At 35.5% G+C, this 14,474-nt stretch carries 9 protein-coding genes and 3 other annotated features (1 of these 12 running past the window's edge); all 9 genes read right to left on the bottom strand.

Going from position 1 to position 14,474, the window contains the following annotated elements; all coding sequences use genetic code 11:
* Positions 1 to 441: 441 nt before the first annotated feature.
* Positions 442 to 2,067, bottom strand: a complete 1,626-nt coding sequence (locus tag ACXVYO_RS11815) for an ABC-F family ATP-binding cassette domain-containing protein (protein ID WP_000633855.1) — start codon at positions 2,065 to 2,067, stop codon at positions 442 to 444.
* Positions 2,068 to 2,372: 305 nt separating this feature from the next.
* A complete protein-coding gene (locus ACXVYO_RS11810; RefSeq protein ID WP_458467144.1) occupies positions 2,373 to 5,489 on the bottom strand; it encodes an MMPL family transporter in 3,117 nt (1,038 codons plus the stop codon).
* A 251-nt stretch (positions 5,490 to 5,740) separates the two neighbouring features.
* Complete coding sequence (locus tag ACXVYO_RS11805) at positions 5,741 to 6,307, bottom strand: TetR/AcrR family transcriptional regulator (protein WP_458467142.1); 567 nt, start codon at positions 6,305 to 6,307, stop codon at positions 5,741 to 5,743.
* A gap of 230 nt (positions 6,308 to 6,537) precedes the next feature.
* The gene (locus ACXVYO_RS11800; RefSeq protein WP_458467141.1) at positions 6,538 to 7,698 is read right to left on the bottom strand and encodes a GNAT family N-acetyltransferase; all 1,161 of its coding nucleotides are present in this window, start codon (positions 7,696 to 7,698) and stop codon (positions 6,538 to 6,540) included.
* Positions 7,699 to 7,834: 136 nt separating this feature from the next.
* On the bottom strand, positions 7,835 to 9,124 hold the full coding sequence (aroA, locus tag ACXVYO_RS11795; protein WP_458467140.1) for a 3-phosphoshikimate 1-carboxyvinyltransferase: 1,290 nt from the start codon (positions 9,122 to 9,124) through the stop codon (positions 7,835 to 7,837).
* Positions 9,125 to 9,140: 16 nt separating this feature from the next.
* Positions 9,141 to 10,241 (bottom strand): prephenate dehydrogenase, encoded by a 1,101-nt coding sequence (tyrA, locus tag ACXVYO_RS11790; protein WP_458467139.1) that lies wholly within the window; start codon positions 10,239 to 10,241, stop codon positions 9,141 to 9,143.
* Positions 10,234 to 11,334, bottom strand: coding sequence for a histidinol-phosphate transaminase (gene hisC, locus ACXVYO_RS11785; protein WP_458467137.1), 1,101 nt, complete (start codon positions 11,332 to 11,334; stop codon positions 10,234 to 10,236). The genes tyrA and hisC overlap by 8 nt, the downstream gene beginning before the upstream one ends.
* Positions 11,335 to 11,351: 17 nt before the next feature.
* Entirely contained in the window at positions 11,352 to 12,524 is a 1,173-nt protein-coding gene (gene aroC / locus ACXVYO_RS11780) for a chorismate synthase (protein ID WP_458467136.1), read from the bottom strand.
* A 53-nt stretch (positions 12,525 to 12,577) separates the two neighbouring features.
* Positions 12,578 to 12,797 (bottom strand) — a binding site (T-box leader).
* A gap of 9 nt (positions 12,798 to 12,806) precedes the next feature.
* Complete coding sequence (locus ACXVYO_RS11775; RefSeq protein ID WP_088096758.1) at positions 12,807 to 13,883, bottom strand: bifunctional 3-deoxy-7-phosphoheptulonate synthase/chorismate mutase; 1,077 nt, start codon at positions 13,881 to 13,883, stop codon at positions 12,807 to 12,809.
* Between the two features lie 194 nt (positions 13,884 to 14,077).
* Positions 14,078 to 14,313, bottom strand: a binding site (T-box leader).
* 54 nt (positions 14,314 to 14,367) lie between these two features.
* Positions 14,368 to 14,474 (bottom strand) — a binding site (T-box leader); it runs 130 nt beyond the window's last position.

The raw sequence follows: 14,474 nt of genomic DNA, 5'->3' as shown, positions 1-14,474 counted from the left end.
TTACTATATGAAGAATATTAGTAATTATAATTTGAAGCTATTATTTATTCAACTATTTCTTTACAAATATTTTGACCTTGGTTTCTATTTAACAAAATAATTTTGTAACATTTTCGGTTTTCTCCCAAGATTCATCCACTAATTATGACACCACATACTATAAACCTTTATTCACTGCTTCGCAAATAAATATGTCTCCAGTTCTGGAACATTAATGTAATATAATGAAATTCACAATAGATAGCATTAGTTTTTTTCGGTGTATATTACATCCTTTCATGTAATTCAAGTTTATTCATGCTGCAGCCATTTCTCTATATGCAACATCAAAATATTCTTCAACCTCTAAAGTTATTTTTGTATAATTATTCACAGTTCATAAAATTAATGATTATAAAAAAACCTCACTCTCATTACGAGAGCAAGGTTTTTCATCATTTATTATTGACCTTTGTACATTGCATCTACTTGTTTTTGAAGTTCTTCATTTTCTAAAAACTCATCGTAAGTAGCCTCTTTATCAATTACACCGTTTGGCGTTACTTCGATAATGCGGTTTGCAATTGTTTGTACGAACTGATGGTCATGAGATGTGAATAACATTGTACCTTTAAATGCGATTAAACCGTTGTTTAATGCAGTGATAGACTCAAGGTCTAAGTGGTTCGTTGGATCGTCAAGTGTGATTACGTTCGCACCACTTAACATCATTTTAGATAGCATACAACGAACTTTTTCGCCTCCAGATAATACAGAAACGTTCTTCTTAACTTCTTCACCTGAGAATAACATACGGCCTAAGAAACCACGTAAGAAGCTTTCTGACTCATCTTGTGGAGAGAATTGGCGCAACCAATCAACTAAGTTGGAGTCACTGTTCTCAAAGTATTTAGAGTTATCTCTTGGGAAGTAAGATTGAGATGTTGTAACGCCCCATTTGAATGAACCGCTATCTGGCTCCATTTCACCCATAAGGATTTTAAATAATGTTGTCATCGCAATATCGTTACGACCGATAAATGCAACTTTATCACCTTTATTTAAAGTGAAGTACACATTATCTAATACTTTTTCACCATCAATTGTTTTAGAAAGACCTTCAACAGTTAATAAGTCATTTCCTATTTCTCGCTCTGGTGTAAAGCCAACGAATGGATAACGACGTGATGATGGTCTAATATCATCTAATGTAATTTTATCTAATAATTTTTTACGAGAAGTTGCTTGTTTCGCTTTAGATGCGTTTGAGCTAAAGCGTGCAATGAAGTTTTGTAACTCTTTTACTTTCTCTTCTTTTTTCTTATTAGCATCTTGTGTTAATTTTAAAGCTAATTGGCTTGACTCATACCAGAAGTCATAGTTACCAACATAAAGTTGAATTTTACCGAAATCAAGATCAGCCATGTGCGTACAAACTTTATTTAAGAAGTGACGATCATGGGATACAACGATTACTGTATTTTCAAAGTTCATTAAGAAGTTTTCTAACCATTGAATCGCTTTTAAGTCCAAGTGGTTGGTAGGCTCATCTAGTAATAGAATGTCAGGTTTACCGAATAATGCTTGAGCAAGTAATACTTTTACTTTCTCTGCCCCAGTTAATTCTGACAATTTCTTATCATGAAGATCTTCACCAATACCTAAACCTTTAAGAAGGATTGCAGCTTCTGATTCTGCTTCCCAACCGTTAAGCTCAGCGAACTCACCTTCAAGTTCAGCAGCACGCATACCATCTTCATCACTAAAATCTTCTTTCATGTAAATGGCATTTTTCTCTTGCATAACTTTATAAAGTTGCGTGTGACCCATAATTACTGTTTCTAATACTGGGAACTCTTCATATTCGAAGTGGTTCTGTTTTAATACTGCAAGACGCTCACCTGGCGTAATATGTATGTCACCTGTTGATGCTTCAATTTCTCCAGATAAAATCTTTAGAAATGTCGATTTACCAGCACCGTTTGCTCCGATTAAACCGTAGCAGTTACCTGGCGTGAATTTTATGTTAACATCTTCAAATAATTTGCGATCCGCGAAACGCAAACTAACGTTACTTACTGTAATCATTTGTGTCCTCCTACTAATACCGCTTATTTCAGCGTTTTCTCACCGATTGTCTTAAAAAATCGCATATTACGACTCAATTATTGTAGACTATAGCTATTATATAGTAGAAGATGGATGAATAGCAACGGTTGATTGCTATTCATCCATCTTCTACCTTGAATAAAATGTATATTTTTAACGAATCAATATTATATAGAAGCAAATTTCATAATGAATAGCGATATGAAAAATGAAGAATTTACAAAATATAAAGATGTAATGGACGAGCTTATTAAATATGAATCCCCTTTTAAAAGGGGATCCTTTTATTTTCTTTTACTTAATTTCTTCGTATAATTCTTCATTTTATTCGTTAACCCTATTAAAGCAGGTAACAATATTGGCATCACAATGATAGCTAGTAGTAACAGTGCAACACCAACAACAGATGCTACTTGTATAAGCGTCAATACACCTGAAGGAATTAATGCAGCAAATGTACCACCTAAAATAAGTGCCGCTGATAATACGACTCCTCCTATGTGACGAGATGCATTTACAATTTTCGTTGCAGGCTCCCCTTCTAACTCATTGTATCGCATCATTACGAAAATGCTATAATCCACACCTAAAGCGACAATCATAATAAAACTAAAGAATGGTACATTCCAGCTTAATGACTCTACGTTTAGTAAGTGTGCACTAATTTGTTCACTTATACCAAGTGATGCAAAATAAGCTAATATTAAAGATCCAATAATAAAGATTGTATTTAAAAATGACCGTGTAATAACGAGTAATACAATCGCAATTCCAATTAACATAATCGTAGCTGTACGTAAGAAATCTTGGCCTGTTACTTCTTTTAAATCAACGTTTCTTGCTGTTGTACCGCCGATCGCTTTTTTTGTTGATTTTAATTCTGTACCATTTAATGTACCGTCTATCGTTTTATTAATATCTTCAATGATTGGCATCGCTTCTTTTGAATACGGATTCACGTCTAAAATGATTGTCATTTTAGCAGTCTTTCTATCATGTGACATATACGTATTCAATGCTTTTTGGAATTCTTCTCCCTCTAAAACTTCTTTTGGAATATAAAATTTCTCAGAGCTTTTTGATTCATTCAATTCTCCTAAATATTTCTGAGCATCCCCTAGTCCGTTACTTACCTTTTCAAGCCCTTCTGTACTTTTAGATAATCCTGATTGTAATTGCCCCATCTGTTCTTGCAAGTCTTTCAGCCCAGTTAATAACTGGCCTTGCCCATCATTTATTTTTGTTAATCCGGTTTGTAACTCAGATGACTTGTTCGCAATTTGTTTAGAACCTGAAGCACCTTCATCTAATCCATTTTTAAGATCAGCTGCTCCTTTTTGTAATTTAGTAACTCCATTGTTCATTTCTTTTAAGCCATTATCCACTTTCAATAACGATTGATTTGCTTCTTTAAATGAGCCCATCGCCGCTTTGTGCTGCGTTGCTAATTGATTTAATTCATTTGAAAGCACACCTAATTGCTTTTGAGCCTCTTTAGCAATTCCTATTGTTTGTAGTATGTTCGGATCATTTGCTAATTCTGATTTCGTTTGAATGAAATTAGTCATTAACATTTCAATTTGTTCATAACCTTTTTTCGCACCATCAATGGCTTGAGAAATATTTCCAAAGTATTGATCGTAAGAACTTAAACCTTTTTCTAACTGCGTATAACCAGCATGAAGTTGTGAAGTTGCATTAGATAAAACATTTATATTTTCATTTACTGAAGTTAATCCACCCTCAATTTGTTGCGCACCTTGTGCTCCGCCATTTATACCATTTGATAGTTGATGTAAAGCTGTTCCTAATGCCGTTACACCGTTTTTCGCTTCGTTTGTTCCATCAATTAACTTTTGAACGTTTGCAAGACTATTTGAGTCTTTACTACCCATTTTATCTTTCGCAGTAGTTAATCCATCATTAATTTCCTTTATACCACCATTAGCATCTCCTAAACCTGTATTTAGTTCTCCCGCTTGTTTATTTATATATAATTCTTTTATCCTTTCCCCAGTTGGACGCGTCGGTGAATATACTTCGGAAACACCTTTCACTTTCAAAATCTTATCAGTTAGTTCATCTAAAGTTTGCAGAGAACTCGCCTCGTCTAACTTGTTATCCGATTGAATGCCTAACGTACTTGGAGAAGAAAAACCAGGTGGAAAATGGTCTTCTATTACGTTAATCCCCATTTTCGACTCATATTTATTATCTACTTCAAATAAATCATTGTAATTTAGTGTATTAGAATATTTCATTACGAAAGGAATCGATATCACAAATACAATGATTAAAGCGACAAATGGTCTTACTACTGAGTTTTTCGCAAGAAATCCCCATAATCGACTATCCTCATGACCTTTAAATGTTTTAACCGGATAAAACATTCCTTTTCCTAAAAGCACCATAAAAAATGGATTTAACGTAGTTAATACGAGTAATAATACTGCGACACCAATTGCTACGGCTGAAGTAGATTGATACAATTTAAAACTCGCTAAAGCAAGAGATGCAAAACCAATTAGTACTGCTATCCCGCTATATAAAACGGTTTTCCCTGCCGATTTAAACGTTTCTTTCGTAGCTAAAAATGCATTTTCTTGTTTACTTAATTCTTCCTTAAACCTTGTATATAATAAAATGTTATAGTCTGTTCCAACCCCAAACAGGACAACAACTACAAACACTTGTGTAAAGTTAGAAAACGGAAAATTAAATTGATCTACTAGATGGGCAATAATCCCCATTGAAACTAAATATGATACACCAACTGTAAGAAGAGAAACGATTGGAACAATTGGTGAACGAAATACAATGATTAATACAACTAAAATGAAAATGATAGAAATAACTTCTGTCTTTTTCACGCCCTCTTGAGAGGATGTAAGAAAATCACCCGCTATTAAATCACTTCCTGTTAAGTATGTTTTAACGCCCTTCGGTTTAATTTTATTATGAAGCCCATTTGCAATTTTTGATATTTCGCCATGTTTTTTATCTACAGAGATTTGCGTTAAAATGGTCGTATTGTCTTTAGATATCAATTGTTTTTCCAAGTCTTTATTATCTAAATGTGAAACAATTTCCTTAATTCCTAATTGCTCTTTTTCATTTTGTAGAGCGTTAATTGTTTTTATTATTTCCTCTTTTTGCTCAGTTGTTAAAGCTGCTTTACTTCCACTATTAAAAACAGCTATAACATCATATTTTTCTGTCCCGTCTTTATCCATCTCTCTTATCATTTTGTCAGCGATACTACTTTGCTCTGTATTAGGAATCGTAATATGCCCTTTTTCTTTCACTAATTTATCCATATTAGGCATCGTTACGATCATTGTAATAGTAATAACTATCCATAATAGAAAAGATAAATTTCTCCAATTTTTCAGCTTACTCATTTTAATCATCTCCCGTTTTGAAAGTTTCACGTTAGTTTAGGAATGAATATTCATTCCTATTATTTCGAAACTATTTTCAGGAATGAACGTTCATTCCTATCGTTCTATTAACTTATTCTATAAACTCTATTAAACTACTTTTTCCGGAATGAATGTTCATTCCTTTAGTTGCAAATATATCCTCTCCTACTTTCATTTTTTAAATCTATTTAGGAATGAATATTCATTCCTATCCTTATAAAGCTATAGAATCAAATGATTCTAATAGCATTCCAAGAGCTTTCTTCCAATTCTTTTACTAACTCTTTCGAGTATTCTAATTGCCCTGTTGCAATTACTTTCGTTAATTTTTCTAACGGTTGATATACAATAATAATTAAAGCAACTGGAGGCAATGGACGAAGAAAACCTTTTGCGATTCCATCTTCAATAATATTCATAAAGAAGCCTATAAAATCGTCAAATATTTTCTTACTCTGTTCGTCAAGAAAATAACTATCGCAGTGAGAATTTGTAAATAAAAATGCATCCACATTGTTTCTCGCAAATTCAAATAAACGGTTATACGTATGACTAAACTGTTCACGAATATTTGCTTCAACAGGAAAATCCGCTTTTATCATTTCAGAAAGCTGTAACATACTTTTTGAAAATAATGAGTTAACTAGTGCCTCTTTATTTGCAAAATAGCGATAAATAGTACCCGCACCGACATTTGCTTTTTCAGCGATCATTGGAATTGTCGTACCATCGTAACCACGCTCTGCAAAAAGTTGCATCGCAGCATCAAAAATATCCTCTTGTTTGTTTTTAGCCATTTTTTCCACCTCTATTTTCAGGAATGAAAATTCATTCCGTTTTTAATTATAAATTACAGGGAATAAAAGTCAAGTACGTGACTACGTATAGTTGCAATTTTAATCCCTTGTTTGTGAATCAATTTATATCAGCGATTTTCAAAATATATCGTCTTACCGACAAAAACGACAACCAAAGTGAAAACCGTCCCAAAATTTTGTTTGGGACAGCCCAATTTCCTATTTAAAACTTAAAAGAAATCATAAATAAATGCTTTACGTACCGGAACTATATTCTCAAATGCTTGTATTTCCTCTTCACTTCCGCTAATGAATTCTAGTTCATTAAGTTGTAACGGACGCTTGTAGCCGAACATTATTGTAGATAATGCGTTTATATCCAGCTTAATTCCTTTATCTATTGTTTCCTCTTTCATAATTGTTATTTCATGATTCGCAAGCCTCACTGAAACGTTATTCCACGGTGCAAATGAATCTGTAATATGTAAAATCACTTCTTGCTGTACATTGTTCCAGCTTAATTCATATTGTTTTAAAAACTGCTCCACATCTACAATTCTGCCCATAAAATACGGCTTTATTTCTGCCTTCACTCGCGGCTCTTGTAGTGTATATAATAACGGTTCGTTTTCACTTATAGTCATTTCAAGTTCTTTAATCATAGAATCATGCTGACAAATAAAGTTCCACAGGCCATTTCGCGCTTCATTATGCAGTGGAACAAATTCTTCTACTGTCATTTTGCTGTTTTCAATTTTATATAGCATGTAGCCAGCTGCCGTTTTATTTTCATCGTAATAAATCGCTAATGTTAAATCATCATAAACAGCTTGTAACCACCATTTTTCATCGCGAACTAACATACCGGAAAAACTTTTTGCATATGTTTCATAAAGTTTCTCGACCTCTTCAGGGTGATTTTCTTTATTGAATCGTTTCACAGTACCGTTTACTTGTTTTTTCATGACTAAATCGCTCTTTGTCATTTGACATACAAGGAGGTTCGCACAAAGTTCCCATCCGTATTTACGGTAAAATGAAACGGCAAATGGATGTAGCATCGATACTGTATATCCATTTTTTTTCATCGTTTGTAGTGAGTGTTGAAGTAATTCTTTCACATACCCGCTTCTTCTATACTCTGGATATGTCGCTACCCCTGCAACGCCACCCATTTTAAATTTTTCTTCGCCTATGTATATATGAAATGGAATGAGATGCAGTTTTGCTGCTAAATCTTCCCCTTCCATAATACCGTATATTTCATGACTTTCTTTCATCTTTGTAAGTTGTTGCTGCAATCGTTCCTCTTCAACCTTATATTGAAAAGCGTATTCTGATAAGCGTAATGCTTCTTTAAATCTATCTTCTTTTAATCGTATAACGTTCATATATTTCTCCTCCATTCCTTGTTTGAATTGTACCATAATTCTTAATATTGCAGTGCGGTGAATGAAATTATATGAACTTCACGAAACGAATCCAATATAAAAAAGCAGATACATCCCGTATCTGCTTCTTATTACTTTATTTAGCTAACGTTTGAAGTTCTTCGAAGAATGTAGGATATGATACGCCTACTGCTTCTGCATCTTCAATTGTTGTTTTTCCTTCTGCGATACATCCAGCGATCGCAAGCATCATTCCGATGCGGTGGTCACCGTAACTATTTACTGTATTGCCTTTTAAAGCTGATTTTCCGTAAATAATCATCCCGTCTTCAGTTGCTTCTATGCGAGCTCCTAGCTTCGCTAATTCTGCAACGACTGTATCAATACGGTTCGTTTCTTTAACTTTTAATTCGTGCGCATCTTTAATTACTGTAATTCCTTCTGCTTGCGTTGCCGCTAATGCGATAACAGGAATCTCATCAATTAATCTTGGTATAATATCTCCACCAATTTCGATTCCTTTTAATGAAGATGTTTCAATTGTAATGTTTGCAGCTGGTTCTGATGCTCCTTCGTTAATTGGCTCTACAGTAAACGTAGCACCCATTCTCTCTAAAACATCAATAATACCTGTACGAGTTGGATTCATCCCTACATTTTGTAATACTAGTTTACTATTTGGAATGATTGCGCCCGCTACTAGGAAAAATGCTGCTGATGATACGTCACCTGGCACTTGAACGTCTGTTGCTGTTAGCTTTTGTCCACCTGCAAGTTTTACTGTTTTTCCTTCACGAGTTACTTTAACGCCAAATGCTTCAAGCATTCTTTCCGTATGATCGCGTGAAATATGTGGTTCTGTAACAGCTGTTACACCTTCTGCTCGAAGTCCTGCAAGTAAAATAGCTGACTTTACTTGCGCACTTGCTACAGGTGAAGTGTATTCAATTGCTTTTAAATCTCCGCCACGTATCGTTAACGGTGTGAACGTTCCTTCTTCGCGGCCATCAATATTTGCACCCATTTGTTTTAATGGATTTGTAACACGTTTCATCGGTCTTTTTGCGATAGATGCATCACCTTGTACGCAAGAGAAAAATGGTGTATTTGCCAAAATCCCTGACATTAAACGTATTGTTGTACCAGAATTACCAACATCTAATACAGCTTTCGGTTCTTGTAAACCTTCTAATCCTTTACCAACTACAGTGACTTCATCACCATTTTGCACGATGTCTACTCCCATTTCCTTAAAGCAAGAAATCGTACTTAAACAGTCTGCACCGGGCAAGAAACCTTTAATTGTTGTTTTCCCTTCTGCAATCGCACCGAACATAACCGCACGGTGTGAAATGGATTTATCTCCTGGAATTGTAATGTTTCCATTTAATCCGTTATTAACAGGTTGTATCGTTCTTTCCTTCACGTTTTCACCTTCTCATTTAAATTGTTTCATAAGTTTGGTATTTTTCTTCTCCAAGCGCTAGCTTTGCTTTCATACGATCTTCTTCTCTTTGGAAGCTAATACGTAATACTCCAAGCAATCCTTCACGCGCTTCTAATATTTGCAAGTTCGTAATACTAATTTCTTCGCGCGCTAAAATACTCGTAATGTGAGCCAATGCTCCTACTTTATCTAAAACATCGACGTATAAGTCGTGATAGGCAGGAATTGCTCCTCTTTTTCGTACTGGTAAAGAGTCACGGTATTCTTTCGCGTCTGCAAAATAGTTTTGAATCTCGCCTGCATCTCCGTTCGAAACTGTATCATATAAATCTTCCATTTCAGAGATCCACTCTTTTAATAATACCATTAAATGCTCCCGATTTTGTTTAACAATATCACTCCACATTTTTGGGCTACTAGATGCGATACGTGTAATGTCTTTAAATCCTCCGGCAGCTAGTTGATGAATGAGCGGGTTATCTCCTGCATGTTTCTCCACTTGCTTTACTAATCCAGCGGCGATAAGATGCGGAAAATGACTTACAATCCCTGTTACATAATCATGTTCTTCCGTATTTAAAACGAGAAAATGAGATCCTGTTCCTCGTAACCAACGCTTTAGTTCTTCCACATGTTCATTTGGCACATGATTCATTGGTGTTAAAATGTAAAATGCATTTTCAAATAAATGTGCTTTTGCACTTTCAACGCCCGTTTTATGAGAACCTGCCATTGGATGTCCACCAATGAAAGAAACTTCCTTTGAAAATAAAGCTTCCGCTTCATTCATAATCGTCCCTTTTGTACTACCAACATCGGTTACAATAACATCTTCTCGTAAACGAAATGACGCTAATTTGTGTAATAACTTCTTCGTTTCTTCAACTGGAGAAGCAAAAACAATTAAATGCGCCTCTTCACACGCATACTGTAAATCTACCGCTACTTCATCTACTACGTGTAATTCTTTTGCACGCTCTACTTGTTCTTGAAAAATATCATAACCCGTTATCGTTACATCGTGCTCTTTTTTAATTGCTAATGCGAGAGAGCCTCCGATTAAACCAGTTCCAATTAAAACTACCTTTTTACGCATTTGCCTCATCTCGAGACTTTCTTTTTTTATTTTCAAAGTGTTGTTGTAACACTAAAATCACTCCTTCATTTTGCTCCCTTGTTCCGACTGTAATACGGACACCATTCGGGAACGGACGAATAATAAATCCTGCGTGTGCACAAGCTTCATAAATCTCCCCAGCATTCTCAACTGGCAAGAAGATGAAATTTGTTTGCGATGGATAAAACGGAATTTCATTTTCCTTACAAAAGCTTTCGTATTGTTGTAATCCTTCTGTATTCACACGAACAATTTCTTCAATAAACTCGTCATCACCAAAAGCAATCGTCGCTGCTTTTTGCGCTAATGAAGATACGTTAAATGGCAAACGTACGACATTTAATTTCTCAATCAGCTCTTCGTGTCCAATCGCATATCCAATGCGGAAAGAAGCTAATCCGTATGCTTTAGAAAACGTTCTAAGTACAAGAATGTTTTTATGTTTTTCTAAAAGCGGTAATGTCTCTGGGAAATCTTTTGCTGTTACGTATTCATAGTACGCTTCATCAATGACAATTAACGTATTTTCACTAATACCTTCAATAAATTGAGTCAATTTTTGATGATTCACATATGTGCCTGTCGGGTTATTTGGATTACAAATCCATACGATTTTCGTATTATTATTTACCGCTGACGAAATTTCGTCTAAATCATATACTCCGTTATTTAAAGGAATTTCTTTCACTTCACAACCTTCAATAATTGCATGATGACGATACTGCGGGAATGTCTCACCAGCCGTCACGATGTTATCTCCTGCTTTAAGTACTGCACGGCTTATTATTTGAATGACTTCATCTAATCCACTACCGCAAAGTACTTGTTCCATTTGTAAATGTAACTTATTTGCAATTGTTTGACGGAGTGTTGTAGCACCTCCGTCAGGATATAAAGCATGTTCCAACCACGATGTTTGCAACTCATCTAAAACACGCGGGGAACAACCGAATGGATTTTCATTCGATGCTAATTTCACAAATGAATGATCTCCGTACACTTCTTTCATTTGTTCAGGTGATTTACCTGGTTTATATGGTTGTAATGATGAGAGTTGATCTTTTACTTGCATGTTAAAACCACCTTTTATTAAAATTCTTTTGCGTATTTATTATGTTGCGTAATGTTTTGCTGAATTAATTCCATACGATCTTTTCCGAATTGTTCGACTAGTGCATGTGCAAGTTCCCATGCTACAACAGACTCAGCTACTACACCTGCTGCTGGTACTGCACAACTATCAGATCTTTCAATACTCGCTTGGAATGATTCTTTCGTATCAATATCAACACTTGCTAACGGTTTGTATAATGTAGGTATTGGTTTCATCACACCTCTTACGACAATTGGCATTCCTGTTGTCATACCACCTTCTAAACCGCCGGCATTATTCGTATTTCTCGTGTATCCTTGTTCTTCATCCCATAAAATTTCATCATGCACTTTACTTCCTGGCTGTCTTGCTGCTTCAAAACCAATGCCAATTTCAGCACCTTTAAATGCATTAATACTCATAATTGCACCAGCAAGTTTTGCATCTAACTTACGATCGTAATGAACGTAACTACCAACACCTATTGGCATGCCTTCTGCAATGACTTCAACAATGCCGCCGATTGAATCTCCACTACTTTTAGCGTTATCTATCGCATCCATCATCTCTTGTTCTACTTCTTTATCTAGACATCGAACTGGTGAGTTTTCAGTAATTGTTTGAATCTCTTCAATTGATAAGTTTGAAATATGTTTTGCTTTTACTCCACCAATTTCAAGTACATGCCCTGCAATTTCTACGCCTAATTCTTTTAAAATTTGTTTCGCAACTGCACCAGCAGCTACACGAACTGTCGTTTCTCTTGCAGATGAGCGCTCTAGCACGTTTCTTATATCACGGTGACCGTATTTAATTGCTCCGTTTAAATCCGCATGTCCTGGACGTGGTTTTGTAATTGTACGTTTCATTTCTTTACTTTCTTTTTCCGAAATTGGCTCTGCACCCATTACTTTCGTCCAATGTTTGAAATCATCATTTTTTACGATTAACGTTATCGGCGAACCGAGTGTCATCCCATGACGAACACCACTTACAATTTCAACTGTATCAGTTTCAATTTGCATACGTCTTCCGCGTCCGTGCCCTTTTTGTCTTCTTAATAATTCTTTATTAATATGTTCCGCTGTTAATGTTAAACCTGCTGGTACACCTTCTAAAATAACTGTTAACTGCGGCCCATGTGATTCTCCAGCTGTAATGTATCTCATTTCTCTTGCCCCTTTACTATTTTTTTGTACAAAAAAGTCCCTACTGAGCGCTCAGTAGGGACGATGTTTATCGCGGTACCACCCTAGTTGTAGACAACTATCGTCTACCTCTCTTCTTCTTTAACGATCATTAGACCGTCCTTCCCTCCAACAGTTGGCGGAAAAGATGCTCCAAGGCTGTAATTCATGCTTACCTTTGTACTGATTCACACCGACCATCAGCTCTCTTTAACAGGGAGATAAGCACTACTGTTTCCTCTTCAGCGCATATATGATATGGAATTAAGATAATTTATTTTTGAAACCTTTTAACTCATCCATGAATCTATGGAATTCTGGAATATCCATTTGTTGTGCAGAATCTGATAATGCAACCGCTGGGTCTGGATGTACTTCAGCCATTACTGCATCTGCGCCAATTGCAAGTGCTGCTTTCGCTGTTGGTAATAATAAGTCTCTACGTCCAGTTGAATGCGTTACGTCAACGATAACTGGTAAATGTGTTTCTTTCTTTAAAATCGGTACTGCTGAAATATCTAATGTGTTACGTGTTGCTCTTTCGTATGTGCGGATACCACGCTCACATAGAATAATTTGGTCGTTACCTTGTGCAATAATGTATTCAGCTGCGTTAATGAACTCATCAATTGTTGCTGCTAATCCACGTTTTAATAATACTGGCTTGTTAACCTTACCTACAGCTCGTAATAAATCGAAGTTTTGCATGTTACGTGCGCCAACTTGAATTACATCAACGTATTCTAATGCCATTTCAACATCGTTCGGATTTAAAATTTCACTAATGATCGCTAAGTCGAATTCATCTGCTACTTGGCGTAAAATTTGTAATCCTTCTACTCCTAAACCTTGGAAATCGTATGGAGATGTTCTCGGTTTGAAAGCACCACCGCGCATTAATTTTAAGCCTTGGTCTTTCATCGCTTGCCCTACTTGGCGAACTTGTTCTAAGCTTTCTACCGCACAAGGTCCCATAATGAACGTTTGTGTCCCGTTTCCAATCAATTCACCTTTTACATCAACGATTGTATTTTCTTGTTTCTTTTTACGTGATACTAGTAATGCTTTACGGTTATCATCTTCTTGTAATTCTAAGCTAGCTTTGAAGATTGTTTTGAAAATGTGTTGAACTGTTGACGTTTCGAATGGTCCTTCATTATGTTCTGCGATCATATCAAGTACTTCACGCTCACGTACTGGATCAAAGCGTTTCGTACCTTGTACCTGCTTTTGCTCCCCAATTTTTTGAACAATTTCACCACGTTTGTTTAAAAGGTGTAATAGTTGTAAGTTAATTTCATCTACCTGTTTACGTAATTGATCTAATTCATGATTTGCCATTTGGAAATCCTCCTCTAATGTTTTAAAAGTATAGTAAGAGAATGAAAAATTCTCTATTTTCTGAACTGATAAATTATACAAATTTTAAGTGGAATCGATACCTCTTCTTATTTTAAACGAATACTTATCATAAGGACACTATCTACTAGATAAAAACCCACTTTTTTGTACAAAAAATCCCTACTGATTCAATCAGTAGGGACGATATTTATCGCGGTACCACCCTAGTTGTAGACTTCTTTCGTCTACCTCTCTTCATTGTTAACGATCATCTGACCGTCTTTCCCTTCATAAAGACAATATTATCTTTACTACGAAAAAGATGCTCTAGGACTGTAATTCGCTCTTGTTTTTGTACTGGTTCGCACCAACCACCAGCTCTCTGTTACAGGGAAACAACAACTACTGCTTTTCCTTTCAACGCATATATATTTAATTTTCAAGTTAGGCCACTAAAATACAAAAAGTCCCTACTGAATAAATCAGTAGGGACGATATTTATCGCGGTACCACCCTAGTTGTAGACTAAATTTCTGTCTACCTCTCTTCACTGTTAACGATCAATTGACCGCTTTTTCTTCATAAAGACAA

It is taken from the genome of Bacillus sp. BC08, from assembly GCF_054326875.1.
Note: the sequence above shows the minus strand (reverse complement) of the source record. Positions and strands in the feature narration are given on the sequence as shown.

Bases quoted from the DNA above. Each gene is read 5' to 3' on its own strand.
- ACXVYO_RS11815 (WP_000633855.1), bottom strand. From the start codon at position 2,067: ATGATTACAGTAAGTAACGTTAGTTTGCGTTTCGCGGATCGCAAATTA.
- ACXVYO_RS11810 (WP_458467144.1), bottom strand. From the start codon at position 5,489: ATGAGTAAGCTGAAAAATTGGAGAAATTTATCTTTTCTATTATGGATA.
- ACXVYO_RS11805 (WP_458467142.1), bottom strand. From the start codon at position 6,307: ATGGCTAAAAACAAACAAGAGGATATTTTTGATGCTGCGATGCAACTT.
- ACXVYO_RS11800 (WP_458467141.1), bottom strand. From the start codon at position 7,698: ATGAACGTTATACGATTAAAAGAAGATAGATTTAAAGAAGCATTACGC.
- tyrA (WP_458467139.1), bottom strand. From the start codon at position 10,241: ATGCGTAAAAAGGTAGTTTTAATTGGAACTGGTTTAATCGGAGGCTCT.
- hisC (WP_458467137.1), bottom strand. From the start codon at position 11,334: ATGCAAGTAAAAGATCAACTCTCATCATTACAACCATATAAACCAGGT.
- aroC (WP_458467136.1), bottom strand. From the start codon at position 12,524: ATGAGATACATTACAGCTGGAGAATCACATGGGCCGCAGTTAACAGTT.
- ACXVYO_RS11775 (WP_088096758.1), bottom strand. From the start codon at position 13,883: ATGGCAAATCATGAATTAGATCAATTACGTAAACAGGTAGATGAAATT.